We start from the raw sequence: 17,320 nt of genomic DNA, 5'->3' as shown, positions 1-17,320 counted from the left end.
AGTAGGTGGCACGGGACAGGCAGAGGGTAGAGAAAATGTTTCTATTAGGTGATAGTAGGTCATGGGTGGTAGGTAGTGAGAGAAGCGTTTGAGCTAACTTTTTGTGGTGCCGTTGAGGGTTCGGTTTTTTTGTTCGATCAAATCTGCCCATGAATTTCGGGAGTATCGCTTTTTTGTAAATATATCTCTAATGGCTAAGCAATTGGTTTGTAAATTTTTGGTTTTTCTTAAAAATTTATTACCGAGCCACAGCGGGTGTCTTTTTGTGTCGGGCGATCGTAAGTCAATTCACCCTAACATCTTGCACCATGCTCAATAATACCTAAAATACCTAAAATACCTAAAATATCAATAACAGCGACGTAAAATCTCTGCTTTTAGGTAAGTTTGGGGCAAGAAACACGGTTTCTGATTAGAAGTGCAGGCGGTAGTAATTTTCACTAGATTTTTAACCCATCAATCGAGGCTTCAAGTATTGCGATCGAATACAGTGAAGGCGGAGAAGTTACAGCACAAAAAATATTTTCCCTTCTCTATTTCCCTGTTGCTGTTGCAATATCTAAGGTTAGTGTCAAACGCTCTTGAGATTCTTTAAGGGCGTCTTGGGGGTTGCGCCCCAGAAGGGTTGCCTCTATGGCACGACCGAGGTTTTCTGACAGGCGGGAGTAACCTGAAATAATGGGTCGCGCTCTGGCTGAGTTCATTTGCTCTAAAAATACTTGCAAAACAGGGTTTTTTTCCACAAAGCTTTGATAAGCTTTGCTCTGTCTCGATTTTAAGTTAATGGGTAAATAACCTGTTCCCAATGCCCATGCTGTTTGGAATTCTTCACCTAGAACGTATTCTAAGAATACTAGGGCTGCTCGCTCTCGTTCTGGCGAGGTTTTCATTAAAAATAGGTTTTCACCCCCTACGACGGCTGCGGGGCGTTTGAGGCTCGGTAAAGGCATTACTGCGTAGTCGATCGCGCTTTGCTGCAACTGTGCTAGCGTCCACGGGCCGGTAATTTGCATGGCGACTTTCCCGGCGATGAAGTTGTCGAGTTCGTAACCGCGTTCGGGTGCTGACAATATTGCTGAACCTTCTTTTAACAAGTCGTTCCACAATTCTAAGGCGGCGCGAGAACCGGGATTATCTATTTGGGGTACAGGACTTTGAGGTGTTTTGCCTTTGAGTTCGCCGCCGGCGCTGAACATGAATGGCAGCCAGGTAAATACTGTCCATTCTCCTTTGCCTAGGGGGAGCACTATGCCGTGTTGATCTGTGCGGCCGTCTCCGTTGGTGTCTCGGGTGAGCGATCGGGCTACTTGCTTTAATTGCGCCCAATTCTGGGGCACTTCTTTGATTCCTGCTGCTGCAAATAAGCTGGGACGGTAAAAGATGGCGACGTTGTTTGTCGCTAGGGGAACTGACCAAGTGTGTCCGTCGAGTTCCATTGACTCGAAGAGGGCCGGGTAGATTTCGGCTTTCCGGGGCGATTTGTCAAGCCAGTTTTCTAAGGGCTTAATTGCGTTGAGTTCTGCTAGTTTTCCGGAACTTGTGGCAGCATTCCAAAGCAAATCAGGAGGTGCATTTCCAACTATTGCTGTTAATATTTTTGGCAGTTGTTGGTCTGGCTGGCCGATGTAAACTGGTTTGATCTGGATGTTGGGATGCGTTTTGTTGAAGTGGTCTGTTAGGGTTTGAAATACGTCGCGATTTGGCGGGGGATTGATGCCGTGCCACAGTGTGAGTTCGATCGGCTCGCCGTTTTTTGAGGCTGGGGTTGTGCTGTTTTGACAACCGCTTAGTATTAGGATATTTAAGATAAATAAAATGCAGACAGCTAGTTTTAGTGGCATTTTAATTGCTTGGGATAATTGGGATAAAATCATTTTTTATTGGATTCAGGGAAGAAGATTTTTTTAACCGCAGATGCACGCGGATGGACGCGGATAGTTAGATGTTGGTAAAACGAGCTAAATCTAGAAAATCTGCTGGTAGTTGATTTCTCTCTCCATCGGAGGTGTTTTGAAACAAAACGGTGAAAGCTCCTGCTCCTAGTCTATCTTGTGGCCACATCCGATAGCAAGGAATTTCTGTCAGGTGCGATCGATATTTTTCTAAATGAGGAACAGTGACTGGCGGAAATGCAGGGAATTTGCTTAACAGCCATTCGCTGACTTTTTCATTTTCTGCGGTTGAATAAGTGCAGGTCATGTATGCAAGATAACCTGGCCGCGCTACAATTTTAGCAGAATTGGCTAAAATTATTTTTTGGCGGTTGGCATGGCTGTTGATGGTGACATGATGAAAGCATCCGGGTGCTTTGTCTGCTTTTGGTAAGAGTGACTGACCAGTACAAGGAGCATCTACTATTACTAAATTAGCAGTTTGTGGTATCTTCTCGGCAAGTATTTTTGAATCGACGTTAGTGGCGACGGATGGTTGAATTTGGCAGCGTCTTAAATTAGAGATAAGCATTCCCATGCGTTTGCCTATGACTTCGTGGCACCACAGCAATTGTGGGTTTAATGTTTTCCAGGAAAATACACTTTTACCTTCGGCACGGCGCACATATCTAGGATTAGTTTGATTGGCTGCGTTATTGTTAATAAGGTGGAGGCGGCGAAGATTGAGGAAAAGTCGAGACAGTAGTAATGTCCTGCTTGATGTAAGGAATGTTTTCCCGGCTGCCCTTCTAAGGCTAGTCTATCTACAAATTCCGGTTGCCAAGAAACTGGAATTTCGACAGTAAATGGGTTGTCTGTTGGTTTGGGTTGCCGCCACAAGATAGCAGGATTAAAAGCTTGGGGATTGGTGACGGCATGAATAAACTTTTCTTGTTCGGCGGTGTCTGCAAATAAGCTGCGGCTGAGTTTAAGCAGGAGATTCGACGGTTTTTCCATGTTCGGGGAAATATGATAAGATTGAGATTAGCAGTAATAAAGGTATATTCGATGAGAATTCCTAATGTAGAACAGTTAAAGTTAACTTGGGAAGAATAGATGCAAAGGTTTTTGCGTCTATCAAACCCATTGCTTGTGAGCGTTTGAGTCTGGCTGCACCTGAGTATCAATCGAGTTCCTTTTTGTCGATCGCACAAGGCGGAACTATCGTCGAAGTGTATAATCGAGGAGGAAACTACCATTATTGGAGTCCTAGACGCATTGGGAGCTAGAAACCGGGTTGATTGGTAGATTTCTCGTTTTGACAGTGCAAGACAGTATCTAGAGGAATCACGGTTACACGCTCTAACTGATGACTGATAACTACTTACTAATAACTAAAAATCTATGAAAATTGTTTTTTTTGGCACTCCCGAATTTGCTGTTCCTACTTTATCCAGTCTGCTAAGTCATCCCGAATTCGAGGTAGTGGCTGTGGTGACTCAACCAGATAAACGTCGGGGAAGAGGCAATCAATTGATACCTTCACCTGTAAGAATGGCGGCTTTAAATCACCATCTCCCGGTTTGGCAGCCGCAGCGAATCAAGAAAGATTCTGAAACAATTGCCAAATTGCGGGAAGCAGAAGCTGATTTTTTTGTGGTGGTGGCTTACGGCCAAATTCTTTCTCAAGAAATTCTGGATATTCCTAGTTTGGCTTGCGTTAACGTTCACGGTTCAATTTTGCCGAAGTATCGCGGTGCCGCGCCGATTCAGCGCTGTCTTTTTGACGGGGAAAAGGCGACGGGAATTACTACTATGCTGATGGATGCTGGTATGGATACTGGCGGGATGCTGTTGAAGGCTTTTGCGGGTATTACGCTGTTGGATAATGCTGATTCTTTGGGTGACAGGTTGGCGGAACTTGGGGCCGATTTGTTGGTGGAAACTTTGGTGAAATTGAGGGACGACAAAATTGAAGCTGTTGTTCAAGATGATGCTGAGGCGACTTACGCACCGATGATTAAGAGTGCGGATTATGTGCTGGATTGGTCGAAAAGTGCGATCGACCTTCACAATCAAGTTAGGGGCTTTTTCCCGGATTGCACGACGACTTTTCGTGGCAATTCTCTGAAGGTGATAGCTACTGTGCCCGTCGGGCCGGAATATTGGCTGCAAATGCCAGCGGATTTGAGAGTTTTGGAACGCGAATGGCCTGTTTTGGATGAGTTGTCGGGCGCAAATGGGGAAGTTGTCAAGGTTGTGAAGGGCTTGGGGGCGATCGTCCAAACCGGTGATGGTTTATTATTGTTGCGGGAGGTGCAGTTGGCGGGGAAAAAGGTGCAGTCTGGGGTGGATTTTGCCAATGGAACTCGATTGGCGGTGGGTGAGATTTTTGGGAGTTAAATAGTATATTTAGGGCGGGCAAGATGCCCACCCTACAATATTTGGCAGCAAAATCATCCTGTAATTAGATGCGCGATTCTTGACTAAAATTCGACCAAAACTTCCTCCGCGCCGCCCAACAAACCCTGCGCCGCCTCTAACATACTGTCGGCAACATCTTTCAAATCTTCCCGACTTGCCAGATAAGTTTTCAAAGCGTCTAACGGTTCTATACTATTGTTAGCATTCAATTCTGGCAACCGCGGCCTCGCTAGCTGACTGACTAATTCTGGTTGAATTGTGTAGCTGTGGGCTTCGCCGAGAAGTGCGTGCAATTCTGCGTTATCAATTAAGTCTAATTGTTCCGAGCGCAATTGGTAGATCAATCTCACAACCGCGTCTGCGATCTCCTTCTTCCCAATAGCTTTCACCAGCTCAGCTTGCGGATTTTCCGATTCCGCAACATTCACTTTAATAGTCTGAAACACTCGCACGGGTAAAGTGCAAAATTCCCAATCAGCTTTTCCCCGTTCCAAATTAACTAACACAAAACCTTTATCTTCTTTCTCTTCGCTAAAATCAACTCGTTCGATACTTCCGGGATAAATTACGGGCGGATTGTTAGAAGCATTCAGATTTTGGTGTTTGTGAACGTGGCCGAGAGCAACGTAATCGAAACACGGGCGAGTTAGCATGGAAACGGGAATGTTAAAGCCTTTTCCAACTGCTAAAAAACGCTCTGCACCCAAACTCGCTTTATCTGCCATTAAGTGTGCTAAAAGTACGGTGGGGACGTTTGGATCGAGGCGGCGGATTTCTCCTTCTAGGGCGATCGTCAGTTTTTCGGTTAATAATTGGTTAACATCGCCCACACAAAGGTTTTCAGTCTCGGTACGTGTCATTAAGGTCGATCGAGTCAACCAAGGTAATGTTACCACCTGTACGGGCCCGCTGCGGGTTTGAATCAGGTGAGTGTCCAGGCGATCGCCTACAATAAACTTAGGTATACCCAAAGTCCGGTAAATACCCAAACTCGCGCCACCCTGTCCCTGAGAATGTTGGTCGTGATTTCCTATTAGCAAAACAGTCGGAATTTGCGCGTCCACCAAGCGGCTGAATTGGCGGGCAAAAGCTTCTTTTACAAAAGGTGGAGGCGTCGAATCCGGGAAAGCATCGCCGCCGAATATGACTAAATCTACGGGTTCAGAAATTGCTCTATCCATACATTTGCTCAGCGTCGCCGCGAAGTCTTCCAGCCGCGTATTTAAACCGGTTTCTGGATTAATGCGGCCGTGAGAAAAGCCGCTTCCCATGTGAATGTCTGAAAGGTGTAAGATTTTAATCATTGTTTTTTCTATTGGTTAGCTATCGTTTCGGTTCGGAGTGAGGACGGAAGTCCTCAGAAGAAGGACTTGCATTCCTGACTACGAACCAAAGAAAGTTTTTTTTTCATACATCACAATATGAGGCCGGGGACTTTTTGATAAATTTCGCTAATTGCACAACTAAAATTCGCACTAACAAATTCTACTCTATCTCCTTGTCCGTAAGTTTGAGAAACCCAATTTCCTGACTCATTGAGCCGAAAACACTCAATTTTAATCTCAGATTGAGTGATGAGTACGTATTCTTGCAAACTCGGAGAAGTTTGGTGATCGGCAAATTTATCGCCCCTGTCGAAAGCTGCCGTTGAGGGCGACAATACCTCAACTACTAAAGATGGATATAAAATGAAATCTTCAGTAGTTGAGCTATCCCTTTCGTCGCAAGTCACCGCTACATCAGGATAGTAATAGCAATTTGCCTCTTCCAGTCGGACTTTTATATCTGATGATAAAACTAAGCATGGCGTATTAAGAAGATGATTTCCCAGCAGCCGAACTAAATTACTACCAATAATAATGTGAGGCTTTTTTGCCCCTGTCATTGCATAAACGTGTCCGCGTCTGTATTCGTGTTTGATCGGGCTTACCCGCTCACCTTCTAGGTACTCTTCTGGAGAAATGTAGAAATTGTTTTTGCTAATAACCATTGATTTTTACTCCGCTGATTTTATCTGATACTATGTGTTGGAACTCGCATATTTGGGGAAGGAAACGGCAGTGCCGTTTCCCTACAAATTTAACAAAACTCCAGAAACCGTGCGTGCCACAGTTTGCCACTTTCTGTCAAACCCTGCGATCGCACTTTAATTTTGACACTTTTAGGGTTAGCCTCGTAGAGTCGGGCAATTTCCAGCATTTCCCCGGCGCTAAAACCCGTTCCCACTGTTCCTACTGGCACTAATTTGCCATCCATTTCTTGCGCCACTTTCACGGCGCTAAAGGGCCGCCCCGCTACTTTTGTCGCCGTCAATCCGACAATAAACAGGTCGAATTCCAGGCAGTATTTAGTCCTCACCATCGGATATTTCTTGACATCTTTGCCACCGACATAGCGGCAGTTGTGCAACACCCAAACTTCGCCTTCTCTATTTTCAGATTCCTGCTGATTTGCCAGGACTATTTTTTCGGCGGTAGTGCGAAATGTCGGTACAATTTCAAAGGCTAGGGATAAATTCGCCAGCATTTTGCCAACTTCAAATCCCACTTCAATTCGTTCGGCTTCTGCCACCATTGTTAGGTCATTGCCTTTGAAAAACAAACTTTTAAAAATGGCATAAATTGCGCTGGGCTGGATTGTCGGAAAACCGCTTTCAATATTAACTGTAGCAGCTTGCGCCCCCGTGCGGTGTTCGCTGCCGGTACAGCTTTTGTAATATAGTTCGCCGTCTAAAACAAAGATGCCCATTTTAGCGGCTGTGTCGATTAATGCTTGTTCAATTTCAACCGATGGCTGCTGTCGCAGGTTAGTCGATCGCGATTGGTAGTATACTTTATCTGGCGTCGCGATAACAACGACTCGATTGCCGTCGCGCTTTGGTTGTCCCCAATAATCGGGATTTTCGATATAATAAGAACGATCGCTCGGCGCGTCAACTGGCTGCATTGTCACAATCCTTCCCGGCTGCAAGTGCGGCGGCAATTCTGCCACAATAGGATTGTTGGCAGTTTCTATTTTTGGGGCGGAAGTTGATTGTTTATCAGGAGCGAGATCGGTGGTAGAATTGTTTGGAGCATTGAGGGTGATCGGCTTTTCTCCGGTTTCCAATTCAAAGGCTCTTTTCCAAAATCCGATCGCCATTTCGGGGTATCCTTCCGACTCCGCACACAGTGCAAAACCGATAACTTTTGCCGTACCGATGCCGCGCCCATAATCAGATAAATACTGCACGGCCCCCGCTTCACCCATCAAGTGCAATTCCCGCTGAACAATGCGATTGTTCCAGCGTTCTCGAATGTCGGCGCTAATTTTTTTAGCTGCTTTTCGCTTTGCTTCTGCGTATTCGGTGCAGTCCATACTGCCTCCTTTGTGTAGGGCTATTTATATACTATACTAAACATTGATTTATTAGTCAAATTTAAGTTGACAATTAGGTGATGTGAATAAATTTAACTCTTTCATTGGTGGACTAGATTTATTTTTTAACCGCAGAGACGCAGAGGGGACAGAGAAAGAGAGGGATGGGGTTGTAGTGTGTTGATGGTCAAGCGCGGTAATCTGTTCGCCGCCAATGCTAAGATAACTTCGATCGCGCATTGCAACCAATAAAGCCGTGAGTTGCGTCTTACTCGCGTTGGGTTCGTCAACTTGCGATCGCACTTTCGAGAATTTAAGATCGAGTCTAATTGTACTCTTATGATGCGATTGATTTTGTACAGCAAACCCGGATGCCACTTGTGCGAAGGGTTGCAAGAAAAACTCGAACAGATTGAAAGCCTGAAGTTTCAACTCGAAGTCCGAGATATTACTGAACGCGACGACTGGTTTCAAGCTTATCAGTACGAAGTTCCAGTTTTGTTTAAAGTGCAGCCTCAGCCAATAAATTCTGCTAGCGATGCTGCATTGTCCCCGGAAGAACTTTTGCCCCGTCCTTCTCCCCGCTGCACAATTGTCCAATTGGAACAAATGTTACAGAAATATTTGCAAATAGATGAGTAAGAATAGATTCAACACATCCAAGTGAGGAGTTTTTCAGATGAAATTGAGAGAATTATTAGCAGCAGTTCCCAGCATTTCCTTTGACGCCAAACATCCCGCCCTCGATGCCGAAGTCAAGGGTTTATCTACTAATTCCCACGCTTGTCAGGCGGGGGATTTATTTTTGGGAATGCCGGGAACTCGGGTTGATGGGGGAGATTTTTGGCAAAGTGCGATCGCCAGCGGTGCAATTGCCGCCGTAATTTCCACCCAAGCAGCCGAGAAAACACCTTCCGAAGACGGGGGTAGTTGCGTCATCGCAGCAGCGGATATGGCTCAAGTTTGCGGCCAAATAGCAACTGCTTTTTACGGCAATCCAGCTAGCAAATTAAAACTTGTCGGCGTTACGGGTACGAACGGCAAAACTACAACAACTCATTTAATCGAATTTTTGCTCAATGAAATGCAGTTGCCGACGGCGATTTTCGGTACGCTTTACACTCGCTGGCCGGGCTTTCAACAAACTGCACTTTACACCACACCTTTTGCGGTTGACCTCCAAAAACAACTGGCAGAAGCTGTAGCAGCCGGATGCAAACACGGCGTGATGGAAGTCAGTTCCCACGCTTTAGCGCAGCAGCGAGTTTTGGGCTGTAGTTTTGAAGTTGCTGTCTTTACAAACTTGACTCAAGATCATCTCGATTATCATCGCGATATGGAAGATTATTTTGAGGCAAAATCGCTTTTGTTTGGGTCGGATTACCTCAAGAATCGCGCTGTAATTAATATTGATGACCCCTACGGGCAGCGGATAGTTGAAAGTTTAAAGTCTGACCGAATTTGGAGTTACAGCACTGTTCTGAAAACGGCAGATTTGTATGCTGATGATTTAGAATATCAGCCTAATGGAGTTAAAGGAATGCTGCACACTCCCAAGGGTGAAACTGCTTTTTCTTTGCCTTTAGTCGGTCAGTTCAATTTATCAAATATGTTGGCTGCTGTCGGTGCTGTTTTAGAATTGGGTTTAGATTTGTCCGCAATTGTGGAGAAATTATCTCAGTTTTCGGGAGTTCCGGGACGGATGGAACGGGTGCAAATTAGTCCCGACCAAGATATTAGCGTCATTGTCGATTACGCGCACACTCCAGACAGCTTGGAGAACTTGTTGAAAGCGTCGCGGCCGTTTATTCCGGGTCAGATGATTTGCGTGTTTGGCTGCGGCGGCGATCGCGATCGCACTAAGCGCCCGATCATGGGTAAAATCGTTGCAGAATTAGCCGATTTAACTGTTGTTACTTCCGACAATCCGCGCACGGAAAATCCCGATCGCATTTTGGAGGATGTTTTAGCAGGAATTCCCGCCGCAGTAAAGCCGATCGTGATGTGCGATCGAGCCGCTGCAATTCGCAGTGCTATTATGGACGCTAAACCGGGAGATGGCGTGCTAATTGCAGGAAAGGGACACGAAGATTATCAGATTTTGGGCACCGAAAAAGTCCATTTTGACGATCGAGAACAAGCGCGAGATGCCTTGAAAGCCAGAATAAATTCAGTTAACTAGATTCGGTTAACAGTTAACTGTTAACAGTTAACTGTTAGCTGTTCGCTGGCTGTAAAATTTATTGTATTTTTAAGTATTGATACGAAGCTAGAATCTGATTTGCACTAGATTATAATAGTAATACAAAATATTTTAACAGCAAAATAATTATTGCTATGATAGAACTAACTGACTATCAAATTCTCGCTTGCATTTACTCAGGCACTCGCACCCTAGTTTATCGCGGAACTCGCCTCTGCGACCAAAAACCGGTCGCCATCAAAGTCTTGCGGAATGAGTATCCCAGCTTCAGCGAACTCTTGCATTTTCGCAATCAATACACGATCGCCAAAAACCTGAATTTGCCCGGAATCATCGAAACCTACAGCTTGGAATCCTACCGGAACGGCTATGCGCTGATTGTGGAAGACTTCGGGGGAATTTCTCTGAAGGAATGGACGGGGAAAGGAAAAACGGTGCAATCTCTGGTGGATTTTTTCCAAATTGCGATCGACCTAAGCAATACATTAGATATACTTTACCGCCACCGCATCGTTCACAAAGACATTAAACCAGCTAACATTCTGATTAATCCTGAGACTAAACAAATCAAACTCATTGACTTTAGTATTGCATCTTTGCTGCCGCGAGAAACTCAAATGCTGATGAGTCCCAACGTGGTCGAAGGAACACTCAGCTACTTATCTCCCGAACAAACAGGAAGGATGAATCGCGGCCTTGACTACCGCACAGATTTTTATTCATTAGGTGTAACTTTTTACGAATTGCTGACAGGAAAATTGCCATTTCAATCCAGCGATCCGATGGAATTGATCCACTGTCATATTGCCCAGCACCCGCCATCTGTACGTGAAATTAATCCAGAAATACCCCTTGTCCTCTCGGAAATTGTCAGCAAATTGATGGCCAAAAATGCCGAATCTCGCTATCAGAGTGCATTAGGGCTGAAAGCCGATTTAGAAAACTGTTGGCAGCAACTCAATAATACAGGTAAAATAGAGAGTTTTACCATTGGGCGGCGGGATTTTTGCGATCGCTTTATCATACCCGAAAAACTCTACGGCAGAGCAACCGAAGTCGCTGCATTATTAGCAGCATTCGATCGAGTAGCAAACCCCTCTAAATCTCGTTCTCCAGAAGAGCCTGGAACCGATATAAATGATGTAAAAGAAGACCTCGCCTTGATTAAAGAGGACTGGCGTGACTCGAACTTGTCCCGCAGCGAAATGATGCTAGTTGCCGGATTTTCCGGCATTGGGAAAACCGCTGTAGTTAACGAAATTCACAAACCCATAGTTCGCCAACGCGGTTATTTTATCAAAGGCAAATACGACCAATTTCAACGTAACATTCCCTTTAGTGCTTTTGTGCAAGCCTTCCGAGATTTAATGGATCAATTACTCTCAGAAAGCGACGCTCAGCTCAAACAATGGCAAAGGAAAATTATCAAGGCCCTTGGCGAAAATGGTCAAGTTATTGTAGAAGTAATTCCTGAGTTGGAACGAATTATTGGCAAACAACAGCCTGTCTCTGAACTTTCGGGAAGTGCCGCCGAAAATCGTTTCAATTTACTGTTTCAAAAATTTATCTCTGTCTTTGCTACCAAAGAACATCCCTTAGTGATTTTTTTGGATGATTTGCAATGGTCAGATTCAGCATCCCTGAAGCTTTTGCAAGTGTTGATGAGTGAAAAAGATAGTCAGAATTTGCTGGTAATTGGGGCATATCGAGATAACGAAGTATCTCCGGCTCATCCATTTATGTTGGCAGTAGCAGAGATGGAAAAATCCCAAGTAACGGTAAATGCTATTACCTTGGAACCTCTGAGTCAAGTCGATATTAACGATTTGATAGCAGATACGCTCTCGTGCGAGATCCTTCTTGCTCAGCCATTAACCGAGTTAGTTTATCAAAAAACCAAAGGCAATCCATTTTTTGCCACGCAATTTCTCAGGGCGCTACAGGAAGATGGGCTGATTGCGTTTAACCCCACCCCCCTTTCATCCCCCCTTACTAACGGGGGGCAGAAAGGGGTAACAGAGGGGTGGCAGTGCGATATTGCCAAAGTCAAAGCCCTAACTATCACCGATGATGTAGTGGAGTTTATGGCGGTGCAATTGCAGAAGTTGCCGCCAGAAACTCAGGATGTGCTGAAGTTGGCTGCGTGCATAGGAGCGCACTTTGATTTGAATACATTGGCGGTAGTCAGCGAGAAGTCACCGGAAGAAACTGCTGCGGATTTATGGAAATCATTGCAAGAAGGATTCATCTTACCAACCAGTGAAATTTACAAGTTTTATCTAGGAAAAGAAGAGCGGACAACCAGCCCCGCCTTGCCAACAACAGCCGCTCAATTACCTCACTACAAGTTTCTCCACGATCGGGTTCAGCAAGCTGCTTATTCATTAATTCCTGATGACCAAAAGCAAGCAACTCATCTCAAAATTGGACAGTTACTTCTTCCGAATTTCTCAGAAGTTGAAAGAGGAGAAGAAGTGTTTGATATTATTAATCATTTTATCATTGGCTCGGAGCTAATAACGCAGCAAGAAGAACGAACAAAGCTTGCTAAAATTAGCCTCTTTGCAGGGCAGAGAGCCAAACTATCAACGGCTTATGAATCGGCGACCAAATATCTCGCTTTCGGTTTAAGCTTCCTACCCAGCAATAAATGGGAATCTGCATATAAATTAACATTTACAATATATTTAGAAAGCCTTGAGGCTGAATTTTTGGCAGGAAATTTTGAGGAAGCTGAAAAGTTGACAGAGATCGCATTTACTTCTGCCAAATATATTTTTGACCGAGCTAAAGTTATTGCAATTCAGCTAACTCATTATCAAAATAAGGCCCTGTATCAAAAGGCGATTCAGGTAGGAATAGAAGGGCTGAAACTGTTAGGTTTAGAACTGGCGATTATGCCAAATGAAGCAGAGTTAGAAGGGATGGATCGGGAAGTTAAAAAAACCTTAAATCAGCGCCCAGTTGCAGGACTAATCGACGCACCCCTCATTGTCGATGAAGAACGCCAGATGCTGATCAAACTGCTAATGAACATGGTACCGCCCACTTACCTAACTAATCAGGAGTTGTTAGTGTTGGTTGTTTTACACATGACCAATCTCTGTTTGCAATACGGGAATACAAATGTGGCGGGTTTTGTTTATGTTTGGTATGGAACAATTCTCTGCCAACGCTTTCAAGACTATGAATTGGGCTATGAGTTTGGACTTTTAGGGTTGAAGGTGAATGAAAAATTTCATAACACCACCCTCAATGGCAAAATTTATATGTCCTTCGGCAACTTTATCAACCATTGGCGCAAGCACGTCAGTTCCAATCTTGTTCTGCAACAAGCTGCTTATCAGGGGGCAATGGAGGTAGGGGATTTTTCTTGGTGTCATCACAGTGCTCTGTTCAGTTTCTGGCAGCAGGCGATCGTCTCAAGCGATATTCACAGTTTGCTGGCTCGACATGAAAAGTACATCAGCTTTGCGGAACGGACGGAGATTACGACAGCATTTGCCCTAATTCTTCAGTGCAAACTGCTAGAGAATTTGCAAGGGCTAACGATAGGGAAGTATAGCCTTAGCTCTGAAACATTTGATGAAGAGTCGGCGCTAGCAACATTCAATGAAATTGGCTATGGCTATGGCAGTAGCACTTACTATTTCGCTAAAGCATTTTTGTTTTTTACCTATGGTGAGTATACTAAAGCTTATGAAATGTTAGTAGCGGCGGCAGAGTTTTCTAATACACTTTATGGACAATTTCAACGGGTTCTGCATTGTTTTTATCATTCTTTGACTATCTTGCAACTTTATGGGGAAGCACCGGAAAAACACCCAAAAGATTATCAAGAAGTTGTTCAGAATAATCGGCAACAACTTAAAAGGTGGGCAGACAACTGTCCTGAAAACTGTCTGTCCAAATTTCTGCTTTTAGAGGCGGAGATGGCTCGTGTTGCTCAAGAAAAATGGCAGGCTGCTGAGTTTTACGATCGCGCCATTCAACTCGCTAAAGAAAACCAATTCCTCAACGAAGAAGCCCTCGCCCACGAACTCGCCGCTAAATTCTACCTCGGCTGGGGCAAAGAAAAAGTCGCTGCAGGCTATATGCAGGAAGCCTATTATTGTTACGCTCGCTGGGGAGCAAAAGCCAAAACCGATGACTTAGAAAAACGTTATCCCGATCTGCTGCGCCCCATCTTACAACAGTCCGCCCAACCCGTCACTATTTTAGAAACCCTATCCACCCTCACCAATCCCACCTACTCAATTCATTCGAGTACCCACCCCACTACCTCAAGCACCTCGATCAACCATGCTCTAGATTTTACGACCCTGCTGCAAATCTCCCAAATGATCTCCAGCACGATCGACCTGGATGAGTTGCTGCAAATTGTCACCCAAACCATGTTACAAAACTCTGGAGCCGATCGCTGTGCACTAATGCTCTGCCAAGATCAAGAATGGCAAGTGCGGGCGATGGCTACCAGGGAACACATTAGCCTGCAAAGGGAACCCCTAGAGAATAATCCCACCGTTCCTGTTAAATTAATCCAGTATGTCAAAAACACCCTAGCAGCAGTTGTCATTGATCACGCCAAAACTGATCTGCCTGTGATGGACGATTATTTAGACCACCACCACCCAGAGAGTTTGCTGGGTTTGCCAATTCTAAATCAGGGGAATTTGGTCGGCATTTTGTATCTAGAAAATCGGATAACCAGTGGGGTGTTTAGTCGCGATCGCCTCCTAGTGCTGAATTTTCTTTCTAGTCAAGCGGCGATCGCTCTAGAGAATGCCCGCCTCTATCACCAAGTGCAGCAGACTTTGAATGAACTTCAGCAAACTCAGATGCAAATGATCCAAAGTGAAAAGATGTCAGCATTAGGTAATCTCGTGGCAGGGGTTGCCCATGAAATCAACAACCCCGTTGGTTTTATTGCCGGCAACCTTAATGAAGCTAATGCTGGAGTCCAAGATTTAATTGATTATTTGCGCCTCTATCAAGAAAAGTTTCCTCCATCCGAAGCAGAATTGATTAAGAAAGCAGAGGAAATAGATTTAGATTATCTAGTAGAAGATTTACCCAAAATGTTGAGTTCCATGAAAATAGGATGCGAGCGCATCAAAAACATCAGCACCTCCCTCCGCACTTTCTCTCGCGCCGATACCGCCAATAAAGTTGAGGCCAATATCCATGAAGGACTCAATAGCACTTTGATGATTTTACGCCATCGCCTGAAAGCTAGCGAAAAGCATCCTGAAATTCAAATCATTAAAAATTACGGCAAGATTCCCAAAGTCAAATGTTATTTGGGACAATTAAACCAAGTATTTATGAATCTGCTGGCGAATGCGATCGATGCCTTAGAAGAATCGAATCAAGGACGGACTTTTGCGGAAATTCAAGCCCATCCCAATCACATCACTATTCGGACAAAACTAGAAAGTGAAAAGGTAAAAATTTCCATCGCCGATAATGGAAAAGGAATGTCAGAAGACGTGAAAAATCGTATCTTCGACCATCTATTTACCACTAAAGATGTGGGCAAAGGAACTGGGTTAGGACTGGCGATCGCACGTCAAATTGTAGAAGAAAAACACGGCGGCAAACTGAGTTGTTTTTCTACACCGGGAGAAGGAACGGAATTTGTCATTGAGATTTTAATAGATTAAAACTAATGACTAATGACTAATCACTAATCACTAATCACTAATCACTAATCACTAATCACTAATCACTATTGCAGCGGCAAAAATACCGTCATCACCTCACCCTTTTGGGGCCGCTGGCGAATTACCAACTTCCCGCCAGCAGCCCGAAATAAATTCTTAGTCACGCTCAAGTTTAAACTCAAACTTCCCGTCTCCGGCTGCACCATCAACAAAGGCCCGATCGATCGCAAAGGACCATTCGCCTTAGCTGCAAAAGTCGATGCGCCATTAGCTTCAGGTAGGTGTTCCGATTCCAACTGTAACTTTAACTGATCACCCGCCAATGTCACCTCCACCTGAATGCGACTCCCCGAGGGCAAAGTTCGAGTAAAATTCTCAATCAAATTAGTTAAAACCTGATCCAACATCGTCGGATCGCTGACAACCGCAGGCAATTTTTTCGGCACAATAACTTCCAAAGTGTGGTTGCGAACACTCGCCTGTTTTTGCCAGCGGGGAATGCTATTTTGCAGCACTTCCCCCAGGGACATTGCTGTTAGCTGCACGCCAGAATTTTTAGCTTGCGACATTTCCAATTCCACGGCGCGGAAAATTAAACCGAAGCGATCGATCTGAGCGGTACACTCAGCATCAATCATTTCCAAACGCTTGATCACTACCGCATCGAGCTTGGGGCGCTTCAGCAGCAGCCGAGTCAGCGTGCGAATGGTAGCCAAAGGAGTGCGGACTTCGTGGGCGATCGCCTGTAGCAATTCCACCTCTTTAGTAGCCAGAGGAATTGGAGATTTACAGTTGATATCTGTAGCCGATAACTTTTGAGGCATCGGGTTCAAACCATCATCAATTCTTTCATCCTTCATCCTGCCTGCTTCATCTTTACCCAAAGGCAAATTATGCAACAGCAAGCGGCTGAACTGCATCACTGTTTGATAATTTGGCTCCCCAGGCAAAAACTGCTCGAACAGCGCATCTAATTTAGTAGAATTATTAGTTAATTGGCTAACTGGTAAATTGAAGCTGGCGTCAGAATTGGCAAGCAAACTGTCGCTTTCAGTCACCCGGCGCCGCAAAACTTCCCACGCTTTCGCCACTACTTGCGGATCGAAAGAAAATAGAAAAGCCGGAATTCCCGCAGAATTTTCACCCAAAACCATCACCAGGCTAAAACTAACAGTTAAAACCAAACAAAACTGCTCGTTGGCTAAGGGATCGCCACTTGTCAAAGCCAAAGCCGGGGCCGCTGCAGGCACTGATGTTTGCACATCAGCCGCCGGCATTAAAGCTAAAGTTTGTCTAGCCCGAAAAGACCACAAAGCTGCATCGTTGTCAGGAATACTGGTAAAAATCCAATTGGCAAAGCCGTTGGCCAAAGCGGGGTGAGTCAAAACCGAAGACGGGCCCGACAACACCAATCCCTGACAGGAATGGGGGATTGTCGATCGACAATTTGCTATATCGACATCTGTTTTTTGTCCTGCTTTTTGCCGATCGAGCATTTGATTCAAAGCTGCGATCGCCCCGTACCATTCGTGTTCAGCTTTCAGCCGAGAAGCCCCACGGCTTGCAGGACACCGATGACGGTTGTTTTCTCCCGCCAACTTAGCATCAAAGAGACTGAGGTCATTTTCTTGGCCTTCGGAGGCTAAAATTTCGCTTATTGTCGGTAAAAAGTAAGTATTCACAGTTATAAACCCACCTTCGGAGGCATGAAGGGTGAAGTATTTATGTATAGGAAAGTTCAGGAGTTAGGAGTCAAGCACCAGCACGATCGAAAAATCCCGCATAATTTCTTGCGCCTTCCT

The 17,320-nt window shown here is 44.9% G+C and carries 11 protein-coding genes; 4 read left to right on the top strand and 7 right to left on the bottom strand.

Going from position 1 to position 17,320, the window contains the following annotated elements; translation table 11 throughout:
- Positions 1-533: 533 nt before the first annotated feature.
- From QUA70_RS09665 to QUA70_RS09655, 3 genes are all read right to left on the bottom strand, one after another.
- Positions 534-1,874 (bottom strand): ABC transporter substrate-binding protein, encoded by a 1,341-nt coding sequence (locus QUA70_RS09665; RefSeq protein ID WP_333346478.1) that lies wholly within the window; start codon positions 1,872-1,874, stop codon positions 534-536.
- 64 nt (positions 1,875-1,938) lie between these two features.
- The gene (locus tag QUA70_RS09660; protein WP_333346481.1) at positions 1,939-2,463 is read right to left on the bottom strand and encodes a hypothetical protein; all 525 of its coding nucleotides are present in this window, start codon (positions 2,461-2,463) and stop codon (positions 1,939-1,941) included.
- Positions 2,464-2,510: 47 nt separating this feature from the next.
- On the bottom strand, positions 2,511-2,888 hold the full coding sequence (locus QUA70_RS09655; RefSeq protein WP_333346484.1) for a hypothetical protein: 378 nt from the start codon (positions 2,886-2,888) through the stop codon (positions 2,511-2,513).
- A gap of 387 nt (positions 2,889-3,275) precedes the next feature.
- On the opposite strand from QUA70_RS09655, the gene fmt reads away from it, so the two are divergent.
- On the top strand, positions 3,276-4,274 hold the full coding sequence (gene fmt / locus QUA70_RS09650) for a methionyl-tRNA formyltransferase (RefSeq protein WP_333346486.1): 999 nt from the start codon (positions 3,276-3,278) through the stop codon (positions 4,272-4,274).
- An 83-nt stretch (positions 4,275-4,357) separates the two neighbouring features.
- Here the strand turns inward: fmt and QUA70_RS09645 are convergent, their stop codons facing one another.
- The 3 genes from QUA70_RS09645 to QUA70_RS09635 all read right to left on the bottom strand — a co-directional run bounded on the left by QUA70_RS09645 (position 4,358) and on the right by QUA70_RS09635 (position 7,652).
- Positions 4,358-5,599: an exonuclease SbcCD subunit D gene (locus QUA70_RS09645; RefSeq protein ID WP_333346489.1), complete on the bottom strand. Its 1,242-nt coding sequence runs from the start codon at positions 5,597-5,599 to the stop codon at positions 4,358-4,360.
- 110 nt (positions 5,600-5,709) lie between these two features.
- Positions 5,710-6,285 carry a Uma2 family endonuclease gene (locus QUA70_RS09640; protein ID WP_333346492.1) on the bottom strand — a complete coding sequence of 192 codons (576 nt, stop codon included), beginning with the start codon at positions 6,283-6,285 and terminating at the stop codon, positions 5,710-5,712.
- A gap of 89 nt (positions 6,286-6,374) precedes the next feature.
- Positions 6,375-7,652, bottom strand: a complete 1,278-nt coding sequence (locus tag QUA70_RS09635) for an ATP-dependent DNA ligase (RefSeq protein WP_333346495.1) — start codon at positions 7,650-7,652, stop codon at positions 6,375-6,377.
- Positions 7,653-7,994: 342 nt separating this feature from the next.
- On the opposite strand from QUA70_RS09635, the gene QUA70_RS09630 reads away from it, so the two are divergent.
- The 3 genes from QUA70_RS09630 to QUA70_RS09620 all read left to right on the top strand — a co-directional run bounded on the left by QUA70_RS09630 (position 7,995) and on the right by QUA70_RS09620 (position 15,518).
- Positions 7,995-8,294, top strand: coding sequence for a glutaredoxin family protein (locus QUA70_RS09630; protein ID WP_333346568.1), 300 nt, complete (start codon positions 7,995-7,997; stop codon positions 8,292-8,294).
- A gap of 37 nt (positions 8,295-8,331) precedes the next feature.
- On the top strand, positions 8,332-9,834 hold the full coding sequence (locus tag QUA70_RS09625; protein WP_333346497.1) for a UDP-N-acetylmuramoyl-L-alanyl-D-glutamate--2,6-diaminopimelate ligase: 1,503 nt from the start codon (positions 8,332-8,334) through the stop codon (positions 9,832-9,834).
- 155 nt (positions 9,835-9,989) lie between these two features.
- A complete protein-coding gene (locus QUA70_RS09620; RefSeq protein ID WP_333346500.1) occupies positions 9,990-15,518 on the top strand; it encodes an AAA family ATPase in 5,529 nt (1,842 codons plus the stop codon).
- Between the two features lie 65 nt (positions 15,519-15,583).
- Here the strand turns inward: QUA70_RS09620 and QUA70_RS09615 are convergent, their stop codons facing one another.
- Complete coding sequence (locus tag QUA70_RS09615; protein WP_333346502.1) at positions 15,584-17,200, bottom strand: HAMP domain-containing sensor histidine kinase; 1,617 nt, start codon at positions 17,198-17,200, stop codon at positions 15,584-15,586.
- Between the last annotated feature and the right edge of the window lie 120 nt (positions 17,201-17,320).

Source organism: Microcoleus sp. LAD1_D5 (genome assembly GCF_036702115.1).
Lineage (GTDB): Bacteria > Cyanobacteriota > Cyanobacteriia > Cyanobacteriales > Microcoleaceae > Microcoleus.
Note: the sequence above shows the minus strand (reverse complement) of the source record. Positions and strands in the feature narration are given on the sequence as shown.

Bases quoted from the DNA above. Each gene is read 5' to 3' on its own strand.
- QUA70_RS09625 (WP_333346497.1), top strand. From the start codon at position 8,332: ATGAAATTGAGAGAATTATTAGCAGCAGTTCCCAGCATTTCCTTTGAC.
- fmt (WP_333346486.1), top strand. From the start codon at position 3,276: ATGAAAATTGTTTTTTTTGGCACTCCCGAATTTGCTGTTCCTACTTTA.
- QUA70_RS09640 (WP_333346492.1), bottom strand. From the start codon at position 6,285: ATGGTTATTAGCAAAAACAATTTCTACATTTCTCCAGAAGAGTACCTA.
- QUA70_RS09655 (WP_333346484.1), bottom strand. From the start codon at position 2,888: ATGGAAAAACCGTCGAATCTCCTGCTTAAACTCAGCCGCAGCTTATTT.
- QUA70_RS09645 (WP_333346489.1), bottom strand. From the start codon at position 5,599: ATGATTAAAATCTTACACCTTTCAGACATTCACATGGGAAGCGGCTTT.
- QUA70_RS09630 (WP_333346568.1), top strand. From the start codon at position 7,995: ATGCGATTGATTTTGTACAGCAAACCCGGATGCCACTTGTGCGAAGGG.
- QUA70_RS09620 (WP_333346500.1), top strand. From the start codon at position 9,990: ATGATAGAACTAACTGACTATCAAATTCTCGCTTGCATTTACTCAGGC.
- QUA70_RS09665 (WP_333346478.1), bottom strand. From the start codon at position 1,874: ATGATTTTATCCCAATTATCCCAAGCAATTAAAATGCCACTAAAACTA.
- QUA70_RS09660 (WP_333346481.1), bottom strand. From the start codon at position 2,463: ATGCTTATCTCTAATTTAAGACGCTGCCAAATTCAACCATCCGTCGCC.
- QUA70_RS09635 (WP_333346495.1), bottom strand. From the start codon at position 7,652: ATGGACTGCACCGAATACGCAGAAGCAAAGCGAAAAGCAGCTAAAAAA.